The sequence below is a fragment of the Emcibacteraceae bacterium genome (genome assembly GCA_041396985.1).
In the GTDB taxonomy this organism is placed as follows: Bacteria; Pseudomonadota; Alphaproteobacteria; order Sphingomonadales; family Emcibacteraceae; genus Pseudemcibacter.
Genome location: JAWKXO010000004.1, coordinates 198,136 through 222,734, shown reverse-complemented (window position 1 = coordinate 222,734; position 24,599 = coordinate 198,136). Strand labels below are relative to the sequence as shown.

Sequence of the window (24,599 nt, the reverse complement as noted above, 5' to 3'; positions counted from 1 at the left end):
GATATGAGCAAAAACAAAAATACGGGAACAGGTCATTTTTCTGATAAAGAACTGGGAATGGACCGTAAAATTATCCGTCGTGATTTTTTGAGCGGGGCCAGTATCGCCGTAACCGGGGCAATTCTTTGTCCGTCACTGGTTAGGGCAATGCAGGCACTGGATCAGAATAAACCAATGCAGTCTGAACCGGGTTATTATCCGCCAGCAAAAGCGGGGATGCGGGGCAGTCATGACGGGTCGTTTGAAACGGCCCATATGGTACGGGACGGTGAGACATTTTCAGCCAAACAAAACGGCGAGAAATATGATCTTGTTGTGGTCGGGGGCGGAATCAGTGGCCTGTCCGCCGCCTGGTTTTACCGTCAAAGTGCGGGACCGGATGCAAAAATCCTGATCCTTGATAATCATGATGATTTTGGCGGTCACGCCAAACGCAATGAATATATGTATAATGGCCAGAAAATTCTGGTCAATGGCGGCACATTGAATATTGAACAGCCAACCAATTACAGCACGGTGGCCATGAGCTACCTTCGTGAACTGGGGATTGATACCGATGCCTATCACGAAAAAACCAAGGATATGATCAGGCATCACCGGAACATCGGACTTGGCGGTTCTACCTTTTTCGATAAGGAAACATTTGGTGGCGACGGTTTGGTGAAACGCGACCGTGATGCCGAGGAAGGCTGGGACGAATTTTTTGACAAAGCGCCACTGACCGATAAATTAAGGGCCGAATATAAACGCCTTTACAGCGAAAAGATTGTGGCAAAATCCTTTCAGGGACTTACTGACAAGGAGAAGAAACGAAAACTCGCCGGCATGTCATATGCCCAGTATGTGACCGATGAGCTTGGGGTGGATGCAGCTGTGCTGCCGCTTTATAGTCCGGGGCTTCACTTCCGTTTCTATGTCGGGGCAGAACAGGTTCCGGCACTTTTCTGCTGGCAGCTTGGTGGTATGCCGGGTTTTGATCATCTTGAGCTTAAACCAACCCCGAAAATAAGCCCGATGCATCATATTGCCGGATCCCAGCATGGCCGGGAACATGAATATCGCGAAGACAGTATTTATTTCCCGGACGGTAATGCGACTATCACCCGTATGACGGTGCGCCAGCTTATCCCCGACGCCATTCCCGGTCATTCGATTGATGATATTTTTATGGCAAAGGTCGATTATGCGCGCCTTGACCGGCCGGAAAATTCAACCCGCCTTCGTCTTAACAGCACAGCGGTTAAAGTGAAGCATAATGGCGACCCAAAAACCGCAAAGGATGTTGATGTCACCTATATGCAGGGCGGCAAGGCCGAAACCGTGAAATCAAGGAATGTTATTTATGCCTGCTGGCACAATGTCATCCCCTATATTTGTGATGATTATTCCGAAAAACAGAAAGAAGCCATGCTTTATGGCATTAAAGCGCCAAGGGTTTATACCAATGTGTTGCTGAGGGACGGTAAGGCCTTTGAAAAACTGGGGACTAGCTCGATCACGTCACCAGGCTTATATCATACATCAACCAGCCTGCATTTTCCTTTTGATGTGGGTGGCTATAAAGCCCCACAAAATCTTGATGAACCGGTGGTGGTTAAAATGCACCGTGCACCATGCGCGCCCGGGGAGCTGCGCCGTGAACAACTGCGGCTTGGCCGCTATGATCTTTTAAACACGCCGTTTGAAACGTTTGAGCGCAATATCAGGGAACAGCTTCAGCGCATGCTGGGTTCCGCCGGCTTTGATGCGGCAAGGGATATTGTTGCCATAACCGTAAACCGCTGGCCCCATGGCAACGCCTATGCTTATGATACCATCACGGAACCATACGAATGGTCAATGTATCCGACCGATGATCGCCCCTGTGTCGTCGCGCGTCAGCAGCTTGGCCGGATGTCGGTTGCAAATTCGGATGCGGACGCAAGCCCCTTTACCGATGCCGCCATTGATCAGGCCCACCGCGCGGTCAGGGAAGTACTCGCAGATCAGTATTTAATGGATAACGCATGATTACAATTGAAATAAAAGCTCCTTACCTAATTTTTCTGGGGGAAGAAACGCGGAAAACCTATGCCAAAACAGGCTCCGGCATTGTCGACTGGCGGCCTGAGCTTTGTAAAGGGCAGCTAAACCTGATTGAAAATGGTCTTGATCTCGGGCTGCCAAGACTGTCGGTTGAAGAAGCGGCAGCAGCGGGCATAAAATCATTGGTGATTGGTACCGCATCCGTTGGTGGCGGTATTCCGGATCAATGGCTGGAAACCTTTGAAAATGCTTTGCTCGCCGGACTTGATATTGTTGGCGGGGTTCATAAAAAACTTAATGATGTTCCAAGGCTGGTTGAGGCGGCAAAAAAATCAGGATCAAAATTAATTGATGTCCGTGTACCGCCCGCCAATATTCCGGTTGGTAAAGGACGAAAAAGAACAGGAAAAAGGGTGCTGATGGTCGGTACGGACTGCGCCGTCGGTAAAAAATACACCGCCCTTGCCATGGAACGGGACATGCGGGAAAAAGGCATAAACGCCGATTTCCGCGCCAGTGGCCAGACCGGCATTATGATTGCGGGCAGGGGCATTCCCATTGACGCGGTGGTCTGCGATTTCCTGGCCGGTGCGGCGGAGCTTCTTTCCCCTGATAATGATGCGGACCACTGGGACGTGATCGAGGGGCAGGGCGGTATTTTCCACCCCGGTTATAGCCCGGTCAGCATGGGTCTTCTGATCGGTTCACAGCCGGATGCCTTTGTTGTCTGCCATGAAGCGGGCAGGACGGCCATCGAAGAATGGGATAATTTTCCGCTTCCGACCATTGAACAGGTGATTGAACGGACAATTTCGCTCGGCTCCCTGACCAATCCAAACATTAAATGTGTGGGGGTCAGCATCAATACATCCGGTTTAAGTGAAAGCGAACGGCAGGATTATCTGAATGATCTGTCAAGTCGGCTGGGGCTTCCCTGCGTTGATCCGCTGATTATGGGAACAGGCGCGATTATTGATCATATGCTGGGGTAGATTATCATAGATATTTCAGGCAAAAACAGTCGGATGGGAAAAGAATTTATAAAATTCACGGCTGTCGGATTGCTGAGCACCGCCCTGCATTATGTGGTGCTGGTGATTTTGGTTGAGATGTTCAGTTTATCGCCGGTCACGGGGACCATGATTGGTTATGCCTGTGGGGCGATTTTGAATTATCTGCTTAATCTGCGCTATACTTTCCGCTCGGATGCGCAACATAAAAAAGCAATCCCCAAATTTATACTTATGGTGGCCGCCGGATTCATAATTAATACATCAATTATGTATATGCTTGGATTTATCCCATATCTGTTAAGGCAGATCATAGCCACTGGGGTGGTTTTTATATGGAATTTTATTGTCGGGAAATTCTGGACTTTTTTAAGCCAAAGCGAATAATGAATAATAAATAAGAAAGGGGTCATGATGTCAAAAGACAGAAAATTATCAGTGATTGTTCCCTGTTATAATGAGGAAGAGGTCATAGAGACATGCTATTTGCGTATCGCTGACGTCTTTAAGAATATTGATTATACGCTTGAGCTGATTTTCATAAATGACGGAAGCGCTGATAAAACCGCTGAACTGATTACGCAAATTTGCGAAAAAGATAAGCGGGTGGTTTTTATCGATTTAAGCCGCAATTTCGGCAAGGAAGCCGCTATGTCGGCCGGGATAGATATGATGAGCGGGGACGCGGCCATTATCCTTGATGCCGATCTGCAGGACCCACCGGAAATTATCCCGCAGTTTATTGCGCTCTGGGAACAGGGCTATGATAATATATATGGCGTCCGCACTGAACGGGACGGTGAAAGCTGGTTTAAAAAAATGACAGCCACCTATTTTTACCGGATTTTGAAAAAAATGAGCCATGTTGAAATTCCGCGAAATGCCGGTGATTTCAGACTGTTAAGCCGCCGTGCCATTGACGCCATCAGAAAGCTGCCCGAACGGCAGCGCTTTATGAAAGGGCTTTTTGCCTGGGTCGGGTTTAAGACCATTGCGGTCGAATATAAACGCCATGCAAGGGTGGCTGGAAACACCAAATGGAATTACTGGAACCTGTGGAATTTCGCGATAGAGGGGATTACATCCTTCTCAACCCTTCCATTGCGGCTTGCCAGTTATATCGGCATACTGATTTCGTTTGTTTCCTTTATCTATGCGGTGTTTATATTTATTCGCACCCTTATTTATGGTGTCAGCGTTGATGGCTATGCCTCGCAAATGGTGGTGATCCTGTTTCTCGGCGGTCTACAGCTTTTATTTCTTGGCATTATTGGTGAATATCTGGGCCGGATTTTTAATGAAACCAAGGACCGGCCGCTTTATATGACAAAAAATATTATCAATCTTCCTGACGACTGATTTTTGCGAAAACGGCGATCATGGCAATAAGCGCGACGGTTGAAACCACGCTGCCGTAAAAGCGCGCCTGATCAACGGAGGCGGGGCCAAAAAGATCACCGATATTGCCTGAGCGGACCATAAGCAAAAAGGGAATGGCAAGCAATAGCTGACGGTTGGTCCCAAGCACCGCCACAAGCAATAAAACCGGCGCGACCAAAATCATGTCATATTCATGAATGGGCGCGAAAAAGAGCGTGGCGAAAATCACGGCGCTATAATAAAGGCAAAGTTTTGCCGCCCCGCCACCATCAAATTTTTCATAGACAATTTTTTGCAAATAAATCGCCGCCCCCCAGACGCCGATCAGTGATAGCAGTGTCGCGAGCGTACTGGAAATATCCCTGTTTGCAATAAGATAGACGATGTTTTTAAAGCCGGTCGAAAGTTTCGCGGAATTGGTAAGGAACTGTGAATGCTCGGAAAGGCCAGCGAGGTAAGAAAAGAGGGTTTCAAAAAAACCAAGACTGATAAAGCCCGGCAGCATCATTATAAAGGTTAAAGCAATGGTATAAAAAACGGATTTATAATTTTGTTTTAAAAGGAAAAAGCCAAAAAATACCGGTACACCAATCTGCGGTTTCAGCAGCATAATGGCCATGCCCAGCCCCAGCAGAAAATGCTTTGAATAGAGGGTCGCATAAATGGCCAGGCATAGTCCAAAATAAACCAGTCCCGTTGATTGCCCCTGTTGCAGGACAATGATGGTTGACTGCATCAGGGCCACCAGCCCGGTATAAAGAACAAGAGCGGGCGTGGATAAATTGATATCTGCCCGTTTTAGTGCCGCCCGCAGCAATAATGTGCCTCCAATGATGGCCGCCACATTGATCAGCCGCCAGATTTCAGTGGCGGTGGTATAATCAAAAAGCGCCATAAAGCCGGACACCGGCCACCAGTTGGGCGGGTAGTAAAAGGGCTGCCCGTTAAATGTTTCAAAAAGGCTTTCGCCCACATGCTGATAATCGGGGCCATAAGGGTTCATCCCCCCGGACCAGAGCCGCCCGGCCAGCCAGAAATATTTGAAAGTCAGATCCTTGCCAATCAGCGAAAAATATTTCCAGATCAGGTAAATTATCCCCAATACCCCAATGCTTAAGGCGAGCATGTCGCGTGTCCGTTTATCAAAGCGGTCCATCAATGATTTTATTTTAGTGCTCAGCATTATTTTATTTTTCCTCACGTTAGGTTTTTAGCAGATTAGACTGAAACAAACAATTGGCAGTTTGGATGGATGCGATTAGAATGGAATGATGATTATTTCAGCCAGTACCCCCATTGTTGTCCTGACCGGCGCCGGTATATCGCAGGAAAGCGGCCTTCCCACCTTCCGCGGGCGTGGCGGGCTTTGGAACGGCTATCGGGCGGAGGATCTGGCCACACCGGACGCGTTCCGCCGTGATCCCGCCCTGGTTCATGAATTTTATAATATGCGGCGGGCCACTTTGCTGGACGAAAAAATAAAACCCAATGCCGCGCATCTGGCTCTGACGCGGCTTGAACGCGACTGGCCGGGTGGCTTTTGGCTGGTGACCCAGAATGTCGATAATCTGCATGTGCGGGCCGGGTCGGAAAAGCTGATCCACATGCACGGCGAACTGCTGAAATCCCGCTGTCAGAACTGTGGCGAAATTTCCGACTGGCTTGATGAAATGAGTTTGGAAAGCGAATGTCCAAATTGTAAAACCCGGGGCCAAATGCGGGTCAATGTGGTGTGGTTCGGGGAAATGCCGATGCGGATGGATGATATATACCGTTATCTCCGCCGTTGCGGCTTGTTTATCTCCATCGGCACATCGGGCAATGTTTATCCCGCCGCCGGGTTTACTCAGGTGGTCAATGAAAATCCGGGCGCCAAAACGGTGGAACTTAATCTTGAGCCGTCCCTAAACGCCGATCAGTTCAGCGACGGGCATTACGGCCCCGCCAGCCAAATCGTCCCTGAATTTATTGATTGGTTGTTGAATGGGGGATAAACTATGTTTTTATTAGAGTTGATATTACTCTTACCTAATAAATTTAATGGATAAAAGTAATGGATTTACAGATCATAGTAGACGGATTGGAAGAAAAAGGTATCGAATTTGAAGTTGGACTTACTGAAAATGAATTCGCTGCTATAGAGAAAATACATCGTTTCTCTTTTCCACCTGATTTAAAATGTTTGTTGGCTTATGCCTTGCCTGTTTCAGAAGGATTTGCTGACTGGAGGCGTGTTACTGATGAAGAAATTAGAAATTGGCTTGAATGGCCTTTGGAAGGTGTAATGAGAGAAGTCAAAAGAAGTGGTTACTGGATTGAAGAATGGGGTGATACACCAATTGATCAGGAAGAGGTAATCGATGCCGTAAGAATTATGTTGTCCAATGCCCCCAAACTGATCCCTATTTATGGCCATCGATATATGCCTACATTGCCCGTGAAAGCAGGTAACCCCGTATATTCGGTTATGCAGACAGACATAATTGAATATGGCTCCAATCTCTGGAGTTATCTAGGGAATGATTTTGGCGTAAGACTTGGAAGCGATAAAGATTGGTATTCAATTCCGGGTAATAAAATAGAGTTTTGGGACGATATTGTTTTCAACAATTGAGAAACAGTGAATTAGTGATCAAAGGGTAGCAGTTAGATCAAAATAACATGTTTTCCCCATTTTTTCACTTCCCCTTAAAATCCGGTTTTCGTTTTTCGGCAAAGGCGGCCATGCCTTCCTTCTGGTCCTCGGTGGCAAAAAGGGAATGGAAAATGCGCCGCTCGAAAATAAGCCCTTCACGTAAGGAACCTTCAAGCGCGCGGTCGACCGCTTCGCGGGCCAGCATAACGGCGGGTTTGCTGTAACTGGAAATGGCTTTTGCCGCTTCCATCGCTTCCCCTAGCAGTTTTTCATCATCGACCACCCGCGCGGCGAGGCCGCATCGCTCCGCTTCTTCGGCATCCATCATCCGCCCGGTCAGGATCATGTCCATCGCTTTTGATTTGCCGACCAGTCTGGTCAGCCGCTGCGAACCACCCATGCCGGGGATCACACCGAGTTTGATTTCCGGCTGGCCGAATTTGGCTGATTTTGCCGCGATGATAAAATCGCACATCATGGCAAGCTCGCAGCCGCCACCAAGGGCAAAGCCCGACACGGCGGCAATTTTTGGGGTCCGGAAGTCACAGAATTTCTGCCAGTCGGCAAAATAATCATGCGTATACATGTCCATATAAGTTTTTGACTGCATTTCCTTGATATCGGCACCGGCGGCGAAGGCCTTTTCCGACCCGGTAATGATGAAGCATCCCACATCAGGGTCCTTATCAAGGGGGGTGAGTTCCGCGATCAGTTCCCGCATGATTTCACTATTCAGGGCATTTAACGCTTGCGGCCGGTTAAGGCGGATAAGAACCACGCGGTCCTCGCGGCAGATTTCAAGGGTGTTTGGCATTTTTTTGTCCTTATTTATTCATTTTTAGTAAAAAATGATGGTCATATAACTTTAACAAATCTGACACAATTTTGTCATCAGAGAGGCGTAGAGAGTGCCATAAATATATACTCCACCTATCTTATTGGATGAGCACGAAATGAGCAATACTGAGACAATGGATAGTGTTCAACTTTCAATTTTACAAAATTCGCTTTCCCAGGTTCAAAATGCGGTCCGCGCCTATGATGTAAAGGCGCAGATTGTCAGCATCGGCTTTATATTTTCGCTTGGCACCATTGCCAAAATCGGCGAAATGGCACCGGAAGACCCGGCAAATACCACGCTTTATGTACTGATTTTCTGGGTGCTGGCGGTGGTGCCGATTGCCATGTTCGGTTATGTGCTTTACCCGTCGCGCAGTGCGGCGCCGAAACTGGGGGTTAAGGGGGTAAACCTTCAACGCAGCTATTACCTGCTGGAAGAACAGTATCCGGACCTCGACAGTTATCTTGACGCCTTTGATAAAAGTGACTGGAAACTTGAACTGGCCTATGAAATTCAGAAAAATTCCCTGCTCCGCGATCTTAAACGGCGGCGGTTTGTCTGGGCGCTTGCACTTTCCGGGATTTCTTTTGCGATCCTGTTTCTGATACAGCTGCTGCGTTCGGTCAGTTTTTTCAGCTGAAACCAAGACTGCTTAACATGATCGAATGGCTGAATACCCGGTTTCCGCCTGCGTCATTAATTTCAAACACGATCAGCGGGTCATTTAGTTCCCAGTCAATATAAAGCGCACCGAAATTCTGACCGGCGTAGCTGATATCGTTCCAACGGTAAGCATTGGGGCTTACATTGGGCCATATTTCCGTCAGGCCGCTTGAGGTCATATCCCAAAGCGGGTAGGGCGCGTCCTTCTGCTGGCATGATATTTCGGCCCAGTGGGTATCGCCGCTGATGAAAAAGACCCCTTCGACCCGGTATTTTCTGATAAGTTCAATCAGCCGCTGCCGTTCATGGGGGAAATTAGCCCAGGATTCCCAGCCCGGCTGGGTCGCGATATACTGTAAGCTCGAGCCGATAATTTTTATTTTTGACGGGACCTGCATCTGCCGCTCAAGCCATTGCCACTGCGCTTCGCCAAGCATGGTGCTGTTCTTTCCCATAACCGGAAGGTAAGGGCCGAAACCGGCAATTTCCCTGTCCTTCGCCTTATCCATGCTGTCCACGGTTTTAAGCGGGTCACGGTTATAGCGTAAATCCGGCAGGATAATGTGAATTCGCTTATCCTCGGGCCCGAAAAGGGCCGATGTATAAATACCGTCGCCGTCACGACGTCGGCTGCTTCCCTTCGGCACGTCCCAGAAATCAAAAAAGAGCTCTTTTGACTGATCACGAAACGGGTAATCCTTACCTGCGTCATTTTCACCAAAATCATGATCGTCCCAGATGGCCATGACATCCGCCTGTTTCCTGATCGCCTCAAAATTCGGGGCCTGCTTTTTATATTTGGCGGCAAGCACGGCCATATCGCGGCTGTCCCCGTAAATATTATCCCCTAAAAACAAAAATAGTTCCGGTTTTTTGTTTAGGACCCCAGACCAGATCGGTTGTTCCTTATCCTGATGGCAGCAGGAGCCGAAAAGAATACGCGATAAGGGCTTATCCCCCATCACTTTTGGCATGTCGATGCCCTTTGCAGTCGCCCGGTTGGTGGCGAGCGCCGAAAAGCCGGCAAGGGTCAGTCCGGCCCCGATCTGAAATTCGCGTCTGTTTATTTTGCTCATCTGTCTGTCCTTTAAGTAAAAAAGGGAAAGTAAAAAAGGGAAGCCTGGTTTTAGGCTTCCCTCAAGTTTATATTGGCTTAAGTTATTATTATCCTAGTAGTCGAATGTGATGTTTGCCATCACCTGACGACCTGTTCCGATAAAGTAACCGCCTGGTGTACCGCCGCCCAGATATCTTTTATCCATCAGGTTATTGACATTGAGCGAGACACGCATGTTGCTTGGGCCGTTCTGCATTTCAATGTCATAGCCGATCCAGAGATCAAATATCGTTGACGATGGAAGGCGTTCCGTGTTGGCAAAATCGCCCCAGCGTTTGCCGATATGTTTGGCTGACACACCACCGAAGATGCCGTCATTCTGATAGCTTAATGTTCCCACCAGCTGGAATTCAGGGGCAAGCGCCACTTTCTTATCCTTGGTAACGTTGCCGATGGTCTGGTTATATTTACTGTCATTGACGGTCAGCGATGAATATAGGTTCCAGCTGTCTGTAATGTCAGCAGAAATGCTGGCTTCGATCCCTTTGGAGTCGATACCGCCGACATTCTGATAAACCGTATCAATCTGTGAGGCGTAATCGATCCCGGAAACATCACCAACAGGAATACCAACAATCCGGTTTGAGAATTTAATGTAATAACCGGTCAGACTTGCCCGGATCCAGTCATTACGAATGCGAAGACCAAGGTCATAGTTATCGGCTTTTTCGCCGTCCACACCAACAATCGCGGCGCTTTCCTCAATGATGTTATCTTTGATCGCGGCATAGTTTTGTGAAAAGCCGGTGAAGAGCTCAACTTCATCCGTCGCTTCATAAATGGCGCCGGCAGTGAACAGGATTTTTGAGTCTGAATTTACTTTAGCCTCTGAGTCTATTCCGAAATTATCCTTTCTGGTCAGATCAACGAAGAATTTACGAAGACCACCATTCAGGGTCAGATCGCCAAGGGTCAGTGTATCTTCACCATAAAGCATAAATGTATCGGTGATGAAGTTACGGTCATATTGACGCCAGTAGGCCGCATTATCAAACATATGCGAGCTTCTCGGGTCTATGATACGGTGCCAGTCGCGGCTTTCATCGCGGTCGGCACGTTCCCACCATAAACCGCCACGAAGAATGTTATTTTCAGCGATTTCATATTGGGCATCAGCGGTCAGGCCGATACGTTGCTTGTTATAATGGGTATGACGATAAGAACTGGCCGGGTTGGCATCCGCCTGATAACAGGCCGGATTATCGCCGGCACCGCCGCCGCCATATGGGAATGTCAGACGGGCTGTACAGCCGTCAATCGGGGCAAGGGGAGTACCCATGGCATCAACAAATGAATAAGCGCCACCGAATGAACCGCCATAAATGGTGTCCGGACCGGTATGGAGGTCACGTACGCCCGATGGCATGCTTGTTGTGCCTCCGGTAACATCGACAATATATTGTGGCACCCAGTCGCCACGACCTTTTTGTACATGATAATATGGGGTGATGGTTGCTTTTAAGGCGTCATCTTCATATGCCGCACGAAGGTAAGTGAAATAATTGTTCCGAAGCGTTGACCATGATGGGCGATATGCCTGGTCAACATAAGGAATGCCGGTGATGGTGTCGGTCAAACGGTCCCAGTCCGGGTTTTCCTCAAACTGGGCAAGGCTGATGCGCTGGAAGTTATCTTCATTGGCATCATCCCATGAAAAACGACCAGTGATGGTCCAGTTGTCCAGTTCGGTTACAAATTTTGCGGAAATATGATCGCGCTCGGTGCCGCCGGCCAAGCCGATCCAGGCGTCATTTGACTGACGGGAATAGCTTAAATAAGCGGTGGTGCTGTCGGTCAGATGCCCAGTGTCGTAACGGAAATAATAGCGTCTTGCATTATGGTCACCAATGCTGAGGCTGGCGCGCAGACGTTGATCATCAAGCGGATTATTGGTAACAAAGTTGATAGTGCCGCCAAGAGCCTCGTGGGATGCGGAGGAAATATCACTTGTTCCCTGTGATACTTCAGCACGGGCAAGGTTTTCAAAATCGATATAGCGGTTGGCTTTTGAACCGCCACCATAGTTTGAATTACCGTTTGGCAGGCCGTCAATGGTCATGCCGATCTGTTGTTCACTAAGCCCAACGGTAAAACCACGCATATTGACGGTGGTTGACCAGTCATCAGACCCGAAGGTGCCGCCTTCACTGATATTAACACCGGGCAGGTTATCAATCACGGAAAGGACACTTGCTGCTGTTGATTCCTGCTCGATCATCACATTGTCAGTGGCGTTGTTGGCGTATGTCGTCGGCTTGCCAACAACAACAATCACTTCTTCCTTGTCTGAGTCGGCGACGGCCGCCTCTGCGGCAGCAGCTGCCGTTGTGGATTGAACGGATTGTTCTTCATTCGCTTTTTCTGCGGCCTCATCTGCGGCAAATGCCGGAGAAACCATTATAACGCCGGCTATGGCAGAAGTGCAGAGCAGGCTTTTCCAAAATTCTGATGTCCGAATTTCTGGTTTTTCAGGTGTAGTTTCCATTTTGATTATATTCCTAAATAATTAACTTTGTCCTCTTTGGACATTCGCCCGTTCAGGCAGGGGGGAATATGATCTTGATTTGTGACAGGCCGTTTAAGGAAAAGTGATATTTAATTGATGCTTTTGTTGCAGTATGACGAGTCAATTATATCAGAATTAAGACTCTTTTTTGGGGGAGTGTTCGGACGCTTAAAAGGGCAATTTTGAAGCAGTAAAAATTGGCGCACCCGACGGGATTCGAACCTATAACCTCTGCCTTCGGAGGGCAGGTGCCTATGTTTCTTTATGTTTCTTAATTTTATATAACTATTGATAAATAAACATATTTTGTGATATACTGTTTCCGTGAAATATACTAAATGTGATTGCTGGTGCTTGCTATGTGCTTGCTAGCAATCCAAATAAGGAAGTAATCAGATGGGTTCGAAAATTACCAAAAATGGAATAGATAAATTAAAGCCAGAAGATAAAGATAAATTTATCTGGGACGGTGAATTAAAAGGTTTTGGCCTCAAGATTACACCGGCGGGGAATAAAGTATTTATTGTCCAGTATCGGCCCGGCGGTCGCGGAAACCCGACCAAGAGATATACTATTGGTAAATACGGCCCTTTATCGGTCGAGGAAGCCCGTAAAGAAGCAAAAGGTGTGCTTGGAAAGGTCGCTAAGGGATCAGACCCACAGGCACAGAAACAGCTTGAAAAAAAGGCTAATACAATATCTGAGCTTTGTAATGATTATTTAAAATACGGATGCGCGACCAAGAAACCTTCAACTATTGCTACCGATATTGGTCGTATTGAACGCCATATAAAACCTTTACTGGGAAGGAAAAAAGTTAAGGATTTAAATTCTGCTGATGTAAGAAAATTCCTCCATGATATTGCCCGTGGTAAAACAGCCAAGAATATTAAAACCAAAAAACATGGCCTTGCGCGTGTCGCCGGTGGGGAAGGGACAGCGACGAGGACTGTTGGGCTACTGGGTGGAATAATGTCATTTGCTGTGGATGAAGGCATTCGAAATGATAACCCGGTAAAGGGTGTAAAAAGATATCCAGACAAGAAAAAAGAAAGATTTCTATCACCGGAAGAAATTTCAAGACTTGGTGAAGCATTAATCGAAGCCGAAAATATGGGTGAATATCCGCCCGCTCTTGACGCCATAAGGTTATTACTCCTTACCGGGTGTAGGAAGATGGAAATACTTTCGTTAACCTGGGAAGAAGTCGATTTTGATTTTGGATGCTTGCGGCTCAAGGGTTCAAAAACAGGGCAGAAAATAGTCCCCCTTGGTAAGCCAGCCTTGCAATTGCTGGATCAAATTGTGCCTATTAATGGTAATCAACATGTGTTTCCAAGTTATTCCAATGAGGGGTATTTTGTAGGCCTTCCAAGGGTCTGGCTTCGCATCCGCAAAAATGCCAAATTAAATGATGTAAGGTTACATGATCTTCGCCATTCCTTTGCCAGTGTGGGTGCGGGAGCGGGGTTAGGCCTCCCGATTGTTGGAAAGTTGTTAGGTCATTCTGATCCTAAAACCACCGCCAGATATGCCCATATTGCAGATGATCCGGCCCGTGCCGCTGCTGATCGCATTTCAGGTGCCATAGCTGGTTCACTAAAGGGTAAGAAAGCCAAGGTCATTAAATTCTCTAAATAGTTAAGATTTATCTATCATATAAACCCTAATAATTTAGTATTTTAAAATAGCGAACTTATCTTAATATTCTGCAATACTAGCGAATGTATCGAAGAAAAATTTAGCTTGATTAGAATCAAGGTGAAATACTTCACTTCCTTCATCCTTAGAGCAATAAGATTGTTCAACTGGGTGAAATTAAATGTCTAAATTAAATAAACTATTGTCTCCTGCCTTAATTGGTTTTGTTGGGCTTTATGCATTCGGATCCGGGAAGGCACTGGCTGAAAATGATATTGAAGATATTATTAAAAATGGCTCACTTATTGGCCAGTTAAGGTATCGGTATGAACATGTGGAACAGGATAACTTCCCGCTGGAAAATGCAAACGCCTCAACAATAAGAGCGAATATTGGTTTTAAAACGGGTGAATTTAAAAGGTTCCAGGCATTGGCAGAAGGGCAGTTTATTACACATATTGGAAATGATGCATTTAATGACACAGTGAACGGCAGGACGGCCTATCCGGTCATCGTCGATCCTGACGGCGTTGAATTCAACCAGTTCTGGTTGTCATGGAATGGAATACCAAAAAGCAAACTTACCGTTGGTCGTCAGAAGATCGATCTTGATAATCAACGTTTTATCGGTTCGGTTGACTGGCGGCAAAATGATCAAACTCTGGACGCCGTTCAGTTTAAAAATAACAGTCTTAAAAATTTCGAGTGGCTCTATCTCTATAGCTATAATGTTAACCGTATACAGGGCAACAAGCATCCATTAGGTGATCTTGATTCCAATATTCACGCTTTTAATGCCGCTTATAGTTTGGGCAAAGAACTTAAACTAGTCGGCTATGGGTACTGGATAGAATTCAAACAGTTGGCGTCTCAATCCTCAAAAACGTTCGGGTTAAGGGCAACGGGTACTTTGCCGATTAATGCTGACTGGGATTTTTCCTATGAAGCTGAAATCGCATCTCAAAGTGAAAATGCCAATAATCCATTGTCATTCTCTGAAACCTATTATCATATTGCACCATCTGTTGCAGGGTATGGATTTACTCTGAAAGCCGGATATGAGGTGTTGGGTAGTGATGGCACTGCGGCTTTTCAGACCCCGCTGGCGACGCTTCATAAATTTAACGGATGGGCTGATGCGTTTTTAGCCACCCCAATAAGTGGCTTGCGTGACTATTATCTAAGCGCGGCATATAAAATTTCCGGAGTTGATCATCTGGTTGATGGAATGGTGATCACCGCTGTTTATCACAAATTTGATGATGATCAATCGCTCAGTGGAGATTTTGGGAACGAGCTTAATTTATCCGTCGGAAAGACATTTGCTAACCTGAATTTAGGACCAATAAAAAATCTTAATGTTCTTCTGAAATATGCTGATTATAACGGCACTGCAAACATTCCGGGACGTAAGAAATTCTGGTTTCAGTTGGGTGCGGGCTTCTAAAAAAGAGAAAGATATAAATCAGAAAATAAAGAAGGTTGTTAATTTATTAATTTAATGTAGCAGGCAAAATTGACAATCTTCTTTGTTATGATCCGCGCATAATGCTGCGGTATCGGAATCACAAAATAGACAAAGGCTGCGTGCATCTTTTAAACTTATCTTATCATCTTCCACTATGACCCCCATATTTCTCATTTGCTTTAAGGACCGTGAAAAAGTTTCAGGTGTCATACCCAGATAATTTGCAACCATTTGTTTTTTAAAGGGGAGTTTGAATTCAAGACTTTCATTTCCTTGCTCAATATGTTTAAGCAAAAAATAATATCCTATTCGCTGAAGAGGAGATTTAATATTCATAGCATCTATCTGGTGCATCGCATTTTTATAATGGCGGGTCACAATTCTTAAAAGATTGACCGAAAATTGAGTATCCTCGAAAACAAGTGTTTTAATTATCCGCTCAGGAATTAACAAAGTTTCTGAATCTGTAATTGTCTGTACATTAATTGGTGAAGGTCCCCCCATAAACATAACTGCTTCCATACAGGTATCACCAGGTTCGAGCATTCGGATAGTTGCTTCTTCACCTTCATCATTAATCCGAAAAGTTTTAATTGATCCACTCATCACCAAATAAACAAATTTTGGTGTATCACCCTGCTGAACCAGTAATCTATTTTTCTCGTATTTCTTTAAGATGGAGCATTCAAGTATTCTTCGCAGACTTTCTTCAGAAAGCTTTTCGAATAGTTGTGGTTTTTTTAAATGATTAAACTCTGTGAGTATATTCATTACTAACAATACCCCATTAGCATTTTATTAGCTTTCCCTCACCTTGATTTGAATCAAGTCAGACATTCCCTTTGAGTGCGATAATAGGCCAAGAAGTAAATTTAAACAAGTCAAAGTCACCCATTAGTTAGATAGGCTGCGGAGGCTATTATGATAATTACAAAAACTGACCAAAATAGAGCACTTACACTAAGCACATTTGCATTTACTGTATGTTTTGCAATATGGACCATTTTCTCAATATTAGGATTGCAGATTAAACAGAATTTGGGACTATCCGATACACAATTTGGTATTCTGGTTGCTATGCCTGTTCTAACAGGTTCACTGAGCCGTTTATTACTTGGGATTTGGGCAGATCAGTATGGTGGACGAATTGTAATGACACTTACAATGATCGCATCCGCCTTATCCACTTATCTTTTATCTTCAATAAATACATACCAGTTATATCTGTTGGCGGCACTGGGGGTAGGATTGGCTGGTGGTGGTTTCTCAGTAGGGGTGGCCTATATTTCCCAATGGTATGAGCAGGAAAAACAGGGGACGGCACTGGGAATTTTCGGGGTTGGTAATGTCGGTGCCGCTTTTACTAACTTTGGTGCCCCAATACTCCTAATCTGGTTGGGCTGGCAGGGACTGGCACAAGCTTACTCCATAATAATGTTGGTAGCGGCTATCATTTTCTATGTTTTTACTAAGGATGATCCTAAGCTTGTGGAAAGACGGCTTAAAAAAATAAAGCCGCGCGGCATTCTTGAACAGATGGAGCCACTTAAGAAACTTCAAGTCTGGCGCTTTTCGCTTTATTATTTCTTTGTTTTCGGTGCTTTTGTTGCGTTGGCTTTATGGCTTCCCAGGTATTATGTTGGGGTTTATGGCCTTGATATTGGCACAGCCGGAATGCTCGCGGCCGCTTATGCCTTACCTGGCTCAATTTTTAGGGCCCTTGGTGGATGGATGTCCGATCGCTTTGGGGCAAGAACCATTATGTACTGGACTTTGAGCGCCTGTGTTATTGCATGCTTCTTTCTGTCATATCCATCAACTGAATATATTGTTCATGGTGTCGATGGACCAATTTCATTTTCATTGGAAATTGGCTTGTGGCCATTCGTTGGGCTAACAGCTATTTTAGGGTTCTTCATGTCCTTGGGAAAGGCTGCGGTCTATAAGCATATTCCGGTTTATTATCCTGATAATGTCGGTGCCGTTGGCGGTATTGTCGGCCTGGTTGGTGGACTTGGCGGCTTTGTTTTTCCTATAATGTTTGGGATAATGAAGGATGTGACAGGTATTTGGACCAGCTGCTTTATGCTATTGTTTGTCGTTACTCTGATAGCGCTTCTTTGGATGCATGCATCAATTCTTTATATGGAAGGCGCAATTGAAAAACCAAAATGGCTTCCTGAATTTAAAACAGAAGATATCGTTGAAAGGAAAGATAAGGATCTTGAATTCAAGCATCAGGGGCTAGTACACTGGGATCCCGAAAACAAGGTTCAATGGGAAACATACGGCTCAAAAATAGCCTACCGTAATTTATGGATTTCCATACCTTGTTTGCTCTGTGCGTTTGCCATATGGATGTATTGGGGTATTATTACAGTTCAAATGCTCAATCTTGGGTTCCCCTTTGCGAATTCAGAACTGTTCACACTTGCCGCGATTGCCGGTTTATCCGGAGCCACACTCAGAATTCCATCGACATTCTTCATACGGCTGGCAGGCGGCAGAAATACCATTTTTATGACCACCGCTCTTCTGATTGTACCAGCATTGGGTACCGGTCTGGCCTTGCAGAATATTAATACTCCATTATGGGTATTCCAGGCACTGGCCCTTCTGTCTGGTCTTGGCGGAGGAAACTTTGCATCATCAATGTCAAATATAAGTTTCTTTTTTCCAAAAAAAATCAAAGGCTTATCATTGGGATTAAATGCTGGACTTGGTAACTTTGGGGTTACAACTATGCAAATCCTTATCCCGCTAATCATGACATTTGCAGTATTCGGCGGTGCGCCAATGGTGTTGCAGGATTATAGCGGAACATTGATTGGTAAAATTCCAGCTGGAACAGAAACCTATATCCATAATGCAGGGTATGTCTGGCTTGTTCTGTTGATCCCGCTTTCAATAGCTGCATGGCTGGGTATGGATAATATTAAAGCAAAACATGTTTCGCCCGATTTGGGTGCGCCACCAATGGCGTTTCTGCAAATCGGCGTTATGCTGGCAATTGGCTTCGTCGCTGCAGCCGCAGGATTATGGCTAATACTACCTTCCAGTGCCAATGGTGCGGGCGTAGATTTGAGCAAGTATGTGGTAATTCCTGCCGTTATCATTGCAACCGTAATGGCATTAAAATCGCTTCCTGGTGAAATTGGAAAAAATTTGACACACCAGTATCAGATTTTCAGGCACCCTCACACCTGGATAATGACGGTTCTCTATACTATGACCTTTGGATCATTTATCGGGTTTGCGGCGGCATTTCCGCTTTCGATAAAAGTGATATTCGGCTTTCAGCATATAATGGGACCTGATGGTGTAATGACACATAATATATCCAATCCCAATGGCCCCAGTGCTCTGATGTATGGCTGGATGGGCGCCTTTATCGGTGCGCTGATAAGGCCGGTCGGCGGCTGGATATCCGATAGGATTGGTGGGTCTCTGGTCACGCAAATATGCTCTGCTGTTATGGTCGCCAGTGCTCTGGGTGTCGCCTATTATATGAAGGCTGCATTTAATTCACCAACACCGGAAGAATTTTTCCTTCCATTTTTCCTATTGTTCCTAGTGTTGTTTACCGCAACTGGTATAGGTAATGGCTCAACCTTCAGAACAATTGCAATCATCTTTGATAAGGAACAGGCAGGGCCGGTTCTCGGATGGACTTCCGCGGTTGCGGCTTATGGTGCCTTTATCGTGCCACAGGTTCTGGGTGAGCAGATCAACCTTAAAACGCCTGAATATGCGTTATATGGTTTTGCAGCCTTTTATGGCTTCTGCCTGATCCTTAACTGGTGGGCCTATTTACGTCCAGGTACTGCCTATAGGAACCCATGATGAAAACGCTTGATTTGAATCAAGGGGAAGCAGGAGTGATCCCCATAAACTAAGAATAAATAATAACTTAAGGAGCCGTAGCGATGAGCTATTTTATAGATCGTATCAGTTATTTTTCCCAGGACAGAGAGGAATTTTCAAACGGTCATGGTATAACGACTGAAGAAAACAGGGCTTGGGAATCGGCCTATAGAGATCGTTGGGCTCATGATAAAATAGTTCGCTCAACTCATGGCGTAAACTGTACCGGGTCCTGTTCATGGAAGATTTATGTGAAGAACGGCCTCATTACCTGGGAAACGCAACAGACTGATTATCCGAGGACCAGACCCGACCTGCCAAACCATGAACCAAGGGGATGTTCACGTGGTGCAAGTTACAGCTGGTATATTTACTCAGCCAATCGTCTGAAATACCCGCTGATCAGAAAAAAACTGATTAAGATATGGCGTGATGCGAAAAGTGAAGTGGGTGGGGATCCGGTAAAGGCCTGGAATTATATACAAAGTGATCCGGTTTTAAGACAGTCCTATCAAAAAGTACGGGGCCGTGGCGGGTTTATTCGTGCAGACTGGGATGAGGTTAACGAAATTATTGCAGCATCCAATATTTATACGATCAAGCAGTATGGGCCTGATCGTATCATAGGATTTTCCCCTATTCCTGCAATGTCGATGGTTTCCTATGCCGCCGGATCACGTTATCTGTCCCTGATCGGCGGGGTCTGTATGAGTTTTTATGACTGGTACTGCGACCTGCCGCCCGCATCGCCACAAAGCTGGGGCGAGCAGACGGATGTACCGGAAAGCGCAGACTGGTATAATTCGGGATTTATCATTATGTGGGGGTCAAATGTGCCTCAGACCCGTACGCCTGATGCCCATTTTATGACTGAAGCACGTTATAAAGGAACACAGGTTGTTACTGTAACTCCGGATTATTCAGAGGCATCAAAATTTGGCGATATCTGGCTTAATCCGCGTCAGGGTACAGATGCGGCCATGGCCATGGCGATGGGACACGTCATCCTGAAGGAATTTCATCTTGAGAATACATCGGACTATTTTGATGAATATTGCCGGACATACAGTGATATGCCATTCTTGGTTAAGCTGGAAGAGAAGGGGGATTTATTCGCGCCGGGCCGGATGGTGCGGGCTTCGGACTTCGATAATTCACTCAATGAAAAAAATAATCCTGATTGGAAAACGGTGGTTTTTGATGAGCTAACGGATGAAATTTCCGTGCCAACAGGATCTATCGGTTTTAGGTGGGGCGAAGACGGGAAATGGAATATTTCGCCCGCTGATTCAAAATCAGGATCTAAAATCAGACCATTAAAATCATTACTGAAAAACCATGATGATATTCTGGAAGTCGGCTTCCCTTATTTTGCAGGACAAAGCCACGAGCATGGATATTTTAAAACCAACAAGCAGGAAGAAATTCTTAAAAGGAATGTACCGGTCAGATATCTCGAACTTAACGGCAAGAAAACACCTGTAGCCTCCGTCTTTGATCTGCTTTGTGCCAATTACGGCATTGCCCGTAAAGGGTTGGGGGGCAATAATGTTGCTGCAAGTTATGATGAAAATATACCCTATACGCCAAAGTGGCAGGAAAGCATAACCGGTGTCAGCGCAGAAAAGGTCATTCAGGTTGCTCGTGCTTTTGCAAAAAATGCCGATGTAACAAAAGGCAAGTCCATGATCATCATAGGTGCCGCAATGAACCATTGGTACCATATGGATATGAACTATAGGGCCTGTATTAATATGCTGGTTTTTTGTGGTTGTATCGGCCAGTCTGGCGGGGGGTGGTCACACTATGTCGGGCAGGAAAAATTAAGACCACAGACCGGTTGGACACCACTGGCCTTTGCGCTGGACTGGAACAGGCCGCCACGACACCAGAACTCAACATCATTCTTTTATGCGCATACAGACCAATGGCGTTATGAAACATTGAAAGTCGATGAAATTCTTTCCCCCCTTGCAGACAGGAAAAAATGGGAAGGTTCACTTATTGACTGCAACATAAAATCGGAAAGAATGGGATGGCTTCCGTCTGCGCCGCAGCTGGAGGAAAACCCGCTTGATCTGGTTCGACAAGCGGGTGATGCCAGTAAAGATCCGATTGACTATGTTGTAGGACGTCTTAAATCAGGCGACCTCAGAATGTCCTGTGAAAATCCGGATGATCCGGTCAACTGGCCTCGCAATATGTTTATCTGGCGGTCAAATATTCTTGGTTCGTCCGGCAAGGGACATGAGTATTTCCTTAAGCATTTCCTGGGAACACAGCATGGGTTACAGGGCAAAGACCTTGGAGCGGAGGGGGCAAAAGGATCTCGGGAGGTTCAATGGCATGATGAAGCTCCGGAGGGCAAACTTGATCTTGTGGTTACTCTTGATTTTAGAATGTCAACCACTTGTATTTATTCGGATATTGTCCTGCCAACAGCCAGCTGGTACGAAAAAAATGATTTGAATACATCGGATATGCATCCGTTTATTCACCCGCTTTCAAAAGCGATTGATCCGGTATGGCAAAGCAAATCGGACTGGGAAATCTATAAAGGGATTGCGAAAAAGTTTTCTGAACTTTGCGAAGGCAATCTGGGGACAGAAAAGGAAATCGTCCTTTCCCCTATTCAGCATGATACACCGGGCGAACTTGCACAACCGGATGTTAAAGAGTGGCGTAAAGGGGAATGTGATCTTATTCCCGGAAAAACGGCGCCGGTTATGAAGGTCATTGAACGGGATTATCCCGCCACTTATGAACGGTTTACGACCCTTGGTCCGCTGATGGAAAATGTTGGCAATGGCGGTAAAGGTATTTCCTGGGACACAAAAGAAGAAGTTGAATTCTTAAAGGCCCTGAACGGTGAAAAGGATGGACGGGCAAAAATTGAAACGGATATTGACGCCTGTGAAACCATACTTTCACTGGCACCTGAAACAAATGGCGAGGTTGCCGTTAAAAGCTGGGCGGCCCTGGGGAAAATTACCGGTCGTGATCACACTCATCTTGCCCGTCCCAAGGAAGAGGAGAAAATCCGTTTTCGTGACATTCAGGCACAGCCACGCAAAATTATCAGCTCGCCAACCTGGAGCGGAATTGAATCAGAACATGTCTGCTATAATGCGGGTTACACCAATGTTCACGAATTTATTCCCTGGCGGACACTGACCGGGCGACAGCAGCTTTATCAGGATCATCCCTGGATGATTGATTTTGGTGAAGGTCTCGTTTCCTATCGTCCGCCGATCAATACGAGAACAGTTAATAGTTTGGCACAGAATGAAGGAAATGAGGGGCCATCAATCGCCCTGAATTTCATAACACCACACCAGAAATGGGGTATTCATTCGACCTATTCGGATAACCTTCATATGCTTACCCTGTCCCGCGGCGGGCCAATCGTCTGGCTTAGTGAAGAAGACGCAAAGAAAATTAATGCGCGGGATAATGACTGGCTGGAAATTATTAACAGTAATGGAGTCATTGTTGCCCGCGCGGTTGTTTCCCAACGGGTCAATCAGGGTATGCTGATGATGTATCATGCACAGGAAAAACTGGTTCACACCCCGGGCAGTCCAACCACCAATGCCAGAGGGGGCATCCATAATTCAGTGACAAGAACGACTGTCAAACCAACCCACATGATTGGCGGATACGCTCAGCTTTCATATGGGTTTAATTATTACGGCACTGTTGGCTCAAACCGTGATGAGTTCGTCATGGTTCGGAAGCTGGATCAGGTTGACTGGATGGAAGAAACAGTGAATGAGGAGGTAGCAGAATAATGAAAATACGCGCTCAAATAGGCATGGTTCTAAACCTTGATAAATGTATTGGCTGTCATACCTGTTCGGTTACCTGTAAGAATGTCTGGACTTCTCGCGAGGGGGTTGAATATGTCTGGTTTAATAATGTTGAGACCAAACCCGGCATTGGATATCCAAAAGAATGGGAAAATCAGAATAAATGGAATGGTGGATGGAAGCGCTATAATAATGGCAAAATTCATCCGAAGCAGGGTGGGCGGTGGCGCATTCTGGCGAATATTTTCGGAAATCCCAACATGCCGGAAATTGACGATTATTATGAACCATTCACTTTTGATTATGACCATTTGCAGAAAGCACCTGAAAGCAAAACCATGCCGACGGCACGGCCACGCTCGCTGATTACGGGCGAGCGAATGGAAAAAGTGGAATGGGGTCCAAACTGGGAAGAGATTCTCGGGACCGAATTTTCACAAAGACGTAAAGATTATAATTTCAAGGATATTGAAGAGGAAATTTACGGCGAATTTGAAAATACATTCATGATGTATCTGCCCCGGTTGTGTGAACACTGTCTTAATCCGACCTGCGTTGCATCCTGTCCTTCCGGCTCTATCTATAAGCGTGAGGAAGATGGTGTGGTACTGGTGGACCAGGATAAATGCCGGGGCTGGCGCATGTGTATGTCCGGCTGTCCTTATAAAAAAATATATTATAATTGGAAATCCGGAAAAGCGGAAAAATGTACATTATGCTACCCACGACTTGAGAACGGTGAACCCACAGTATGTTCTGAAACCTGCGTTGGTCGTATTCGGTATCTGGGAGTAATCCTCTATGATGCTGACCGTATTGAAGAAGCGGCCAGTGTTGAAAATGAGCAGGATCTATATGAAGCCCAGCTTGACATTTTCCTAGATCCGCATGACTCGGAAATAATTGAGGAAGCCCGCAGGCAGGGTATTCCTGAAAACTGGATAGAAGGGGCGCAGAAGTCACCGATTTATAAAATGGCAATCGACTGGAAAGTGGCATTCCCGCTTCATCCTGAATACAGAACTCTGCCTATGGTCTGGTATATCCCACCCCTTTCACCAGTTCAGTCTGCATATGAAGCAGGAAAAATCAAATCACAGGACGGCGTAATGCCGGATATCAATGATATGAGGATTCCTGTTAAATATTTGGCCAATATGCTCACAGGCGGTGCGGAAGACCCCATCCGGCTGGCATTGAGCCGGATGATGACAATGCGCCAATATATGCGAGGCAAAAAAATTGAAGGAGTTGAAAAAGCCGATCTTCTGGAAAAAGTTGGTTTAACCAAAGAACTAGTTGAAGATATGTATAAAACCATGGCTATCGCCAATTATGAAGATCGCTATGTTATTCCAACGGGGCACCGTGAAGAAACAATGGATGCTTTTGCGGAAAGTGGTGGTTGCGGCTTCAGTTTCGGGAACGGCTGTTCCGGTCATAGCAATAGTAGCTATGATTTCTTTGAAAGTCCTAAGCAGTCCCGCGGCCAGTCCGGCAGTACAAAAAGCAACAGAGTAAACACCATTTTCACTCGTGACCATTATGAAGGGGCGGCTCGGCATAACTCAAGCTGTGGCAGTGGCGCTGCAAGAAATAAAGGTCAATAAGATGTTTATAAAAAAGCTGTTACCTGGAAT

17 protein-coding genes are annotated in these 24,599 nt (G+C 45.9%); 12 read left to right on the top strand and 5 right to left on the bottom strand.

Annotated elements, in window-relative coordinates; genetic code table 11:
• Window positions 1-3: 3 nt before the first annotated feature.
• Genes R3D86_11950 through R3D86_11935 form a run of 4 tightly spaced genes read left to right on the top strand, consistent with a single transcriptional unit; the run spans window position 4 to window position 4,394 of the window.
• On the top strand, window positions 4-2,010 hold the full coding sequence (locus R3D86_11950) for an FAD/NAD(P)-binding protein (protein MEZ5758923.1): 2,007 nt from the start codon (window positions 4-6) through the stop codon (window positions 2,008-2,010).
• Window positions 2,007-3,017 (top strand): DUF1611 domain-containing protein, encoded by a 1,011-nt coding sequence (locus R3D86_11945; protein ID MEZ5758922.1) that lies wholly within the window; start codon window positions 2,007-2,009, stop codon window positions 3,015-3,017. The genes R3D86_11950 and R3D86_11945 overlap by 4 nt, the downstream gene beginning before the upstream one ends.
• Before the next feature lie 33 nt (window positions 3,018-3,050).
• The gene (locus tag R3D86_11940; protein ID MEZ5758921.1) at window positions 3,051-3,422 is read left to right on the top strand and encodes a GtrA family protein; all 372 of its coding nucleotides are present in this window, start codon (window positions 3,051-3,053) and stop codon (window positions 3,420-3,422) included.
• 24 nt (window positions 3,423-3,446) lie between these two features.
• On the top strand, window positions 3,447-4,394 hold the full coding sequence (locus R3D86_11935) for a glycosyltransferase family 2 protein (protein MEZ5758920.1): 948 nt from the start codon (window positions 3,447-3,449) through the stop codon (window positions 4,392-4,394).
• Here the strand turns inward: R3D86_11935 and R3D86_11930 are convergent.
• Window positions 4,375-5,598, bottom strand: a complete 1,224-nt coding sequence (locus R3D86_11930) for a glycosyltransferase 87 family protein (GenBank protein MEZ5758919.1) — start codon at window positions 5,596-5,598, stop codon at window positions 4,375-4,377. The genes R3D86_11935 and R3D86_11930 overlap by 20 nt on opposite strands.
• 85 nt (window positions 5,599-5,683) lie before the next feature.
• Between R3D86_11930 and R3D86_11925 the strand changes: the two genes are divergently transcribed.
• Together R3D86_11925 and R3D86_11920 are read left to right on the top strand one after the other, a co-directional pair.
• On the top strand, window positions 5,684-6,409 hold the full coding sequence (locus tag R3D86_11925; protein ID MEZ5758918.1) for an NAD-dependent deacylase: 726 nt from the start codon (window positions 5,684-5,686) through the stop codon (window positions 6,407-6,409).
• Window positions 6,410-6,468: 59 nt separating this feature from the next.
• A complete protein-coding gene (locus R3D86_11920) occupies window positions 6,469-7,029 on the top strand; it encodes a hypothetical protein (protein ID MEZ5758917.1) in 561 nt (186 codons plus the stop codon).
• Between the two features lie 64 nt (window positions 7,030-7,093).
• Here R3D86_11920 and R3D86_11915 read toward each other — a convergent pair whose 3' ends face one another.
• Window positions 7,094-7,864, bottom strand: coding sequence for an enoyl-CoA hydratase (locus tag R3D86_11915; GenBank protein ID MEZ5758916.1), 771 nt, complete (start codon window positions 7,862-7,864; stop codon window positions 7,094-7,096).
• A 139-nt stretch (window positions 7,865-8,003) separates the two neighbouring features.
• Between R3D86_11915 and R3D86_11910 the strand changes: the two genes are divergently transcribed.
• A complete protein-coding gene (locus R3D86_11910; GenBank protein MEZ5758915.1) occupies window positions 8,004-8,531 on the top strand; it encodes a hypothetical protein in 528 nt (175 codons plus the stop codon).
• Here R3D86_11910 and R3D86_11905 read toward each other — a convergent pair.
• Window positions 8,524-9,630 (bottom strand): alkaline phosphatase D family protein, encoded by a 1,107-nt coding sequence (locus R3D86_11905; GenBank protein ID MEZ5758914.1) that lies wholly within the window; start codon window positions 9,628-9,630, stop codon window positions 8,524-8,526. The two genes, R3D86_11910 and R3D86_11905, sit on opposite strands and share 8 nt — an antisense overlap.
• Before the next feature lie 93 nt (window positions 9,631-9,723).
• Window positions 9,724-12,156 (bottom strand): TonB-dependent receptor, encoded by a 2,433-nt coding sequence (locus R3D86_11900; protein ID MEZ5758913.1) that lies wholly within the window; start codon window positions 12,154-12,156, stop codon window positions 9,724-9,726.
• Between the two features lie 417 nt (window positions 12,157-12,573).
• Between R3D86_11900 and R3D86_11895 the strand changes: the two genes are divergently transcribed.
• Complete coding sequence (locus R3D86_11895; GenBank protein MEZ5758912.1) at window positions 12,574-13,818, top strand: tyrosine-type recombinase/integrase; 1,245 nt, start codon at window positions 12,574-12,576, stop codon at window positions 13,816-13,818.
• A gap of 181 nt (window positions 13,819-13,999) precedes the next feature.
• A complete protein-coding gene (locus R3D86_11890; GenBank protein ID MEZ5758911.1) occupies window positions 14,000-15,265 on the top strand; it encodes an alginate export family protein in 1,266 nt (421 codons plus the stop codon).
• A gap of 51 nt (window positions 15,266-15,316) precedes the next feature.
• Here R3D86_11890 and R3D86_11885 read toward each other — a convergent pair whose 3' ends face one another.
• Window positions 15,317-16,057 (bottom strand): Crp/Fnr family transcriptional regulator, encoded by a 741-nt coding sequence (locus tag R3D86_11885; GenBank protein ID MEZ5758910.1) that lies wholly within the window; start codon window positions 16,055-16,057, stop codon window positions 15,317-15,319.
• Between the two features lie 150 nt (window positions 16,058-16,207).
• Between R3D86_11885 and R3D86_11880 the strand changes: the two genes are divergently transcribed.
• From R3D86_11880 to narH, 3 genes are all read left to right on the top strand, one after another.
• Window positions 16,208-19,129 (top strand): MFS transporter, encoded by a 2,922-nt coding sequence (locus tag R3D86_11880; GenBank protein ID MEZ5758909.1) that lies wholly within the window; start codon window positions 16,208-16,210, stop codon window positions 19,127-19,129.
• A gap of 83 nt (window positions 19,130-19,212) precedes the next feature.
• Window positions 19,213-22,941, top strand: coding sequence for a nitrate reductase subunit alpha (locus R3D86_11875; protein ID MEZ5758908.1), 3,729 nt, complete (start codon window positions 19,213-19,215; stop codon window positions 22,939-22,941).
• A complete protein-coding gene (gene narH / locus R3D86_11870; protein ID MEZ5758907.1) occupies window positions 22,941-24,569 on the top strand; it encodes a nitrate reductase subunit beta in 1,629 nt (542 codons plus the stop codon). The genes R3D86_11875 and narH overlap by 1 nt, the downstream gene beginning before the upstream one ends.
• Window positions 24,570-24,599 lie beyond the last annotated feature (30 nt).

Coding starts and splice junctions, on each gene's coding strand:
- R3D86_11950 (MEZ5758923.1), top strand. CDS start 4: ATGAGCAAAAACAAAAATACGGGAACAGGTCATTTTTCTGATAAAGAA.
- R3D86_11945 (MEZ5758922.1), top strand. CDS start 2,007: ATGATTACAATTGAAATAAAAGCTCCTTACCTAATTTTTCTGGGGGAA.
- R3D86_11940 (MEZ5758921.1), top strand. CDS start 3,051: ATGGGAAAAGAATTTATAAAATTCACGGCTGTCGGATTGCTGAGCACC.
- R3D86_11935 (MEZ5758920.1), top strand. CDS start 3,447: ATGATGTCAAAAGACAGAAAATTATCAGTGATTGTTCCCTGTTATAAT.
- R3D86_11930 (MEZ5758919.1), bottom strand. CDS start 5,598: ATGCTGAGCACTAAAATAAAATCATTGATGGACCGCTTTGATAAACGG.
- R3D86_11925 (MEZ5758918.1), top strand. CDS start 5,684: ATGATGATTATTTCAGCCAGTACCCCCATTGTTGTCCTGACCGGCGCC.
- R3D86_11920 (MEZ5758917.1), top strand. CDS start 6,469: ATGGATTTACAGATCATAGTAGACGGATTGGAAGAAAAAGGTATCGAA.
- R3D86_11915 (MEZ5758916.1), bottom strand. CDS start 7,864: ATGCCAAACACCCTTGAAATCTGCCGCGAGGACCGCGTGGTTCTTATC.
- R3D86_11910 (MEZ5758915.1), top strand. CDS start 8,004: ATGAGCAATACTGAGACAATGGATAGTGTTCAACTTTCAATTTTACAA.
- R3D86_11905 (MEZ5758914.1), bottom strand. CDS start 9,630: ATGAGCAAAATAAACAGACGCGAATTTCAGATCGGGGCCGGACTGACC.
- R3D86_11900 (MEZ5758913.1), bottom strand. CDS start 12,156: ATGGAAACTACACCTGAAAAACCAGAAATTCGGACATCAGAATTTTGG.
- R3D86_11895 (MEZ5758912.1), top strand. CDS start 12,574: ATGGGTTCGAAAATTACCAAAAATGGAATAGATAAATTAAAGCCAGAA.
- R3D86_11890 (MEZ5758911.1), top strand. CDS start 14,000: ATGTCTAAATTAAATAAACTATTGTCTCCTGCCTTAATTGGTTTTGTT.
- R3D86_11885 (MEZ5758910.1), bottom strand. CDS start 16,057: ATGAATATACTCACAGAGTTTAATCATTTAAAAAAACCACAACTATTC.
- R3D86_11880 (MEZ5758909.1), top strand. CDS start 16,208: ATGATAATTACAAAAACTGACCAAAATAGAGCACTTACACTAAGCACA.
- R3D86_11875 (MEZ5758908.1), top strand. CDS start 19,213: ATGAGCTATTTTATAGATCGTATCAGTTATTTTTCCCAGGACAGAGAG.
- narH (MEZ5758907.1), top strand. CDS start 22,941: ATGAAAATACGCGCTCAAATAGGCATGGTTCTAAACCTTGATAAATGT.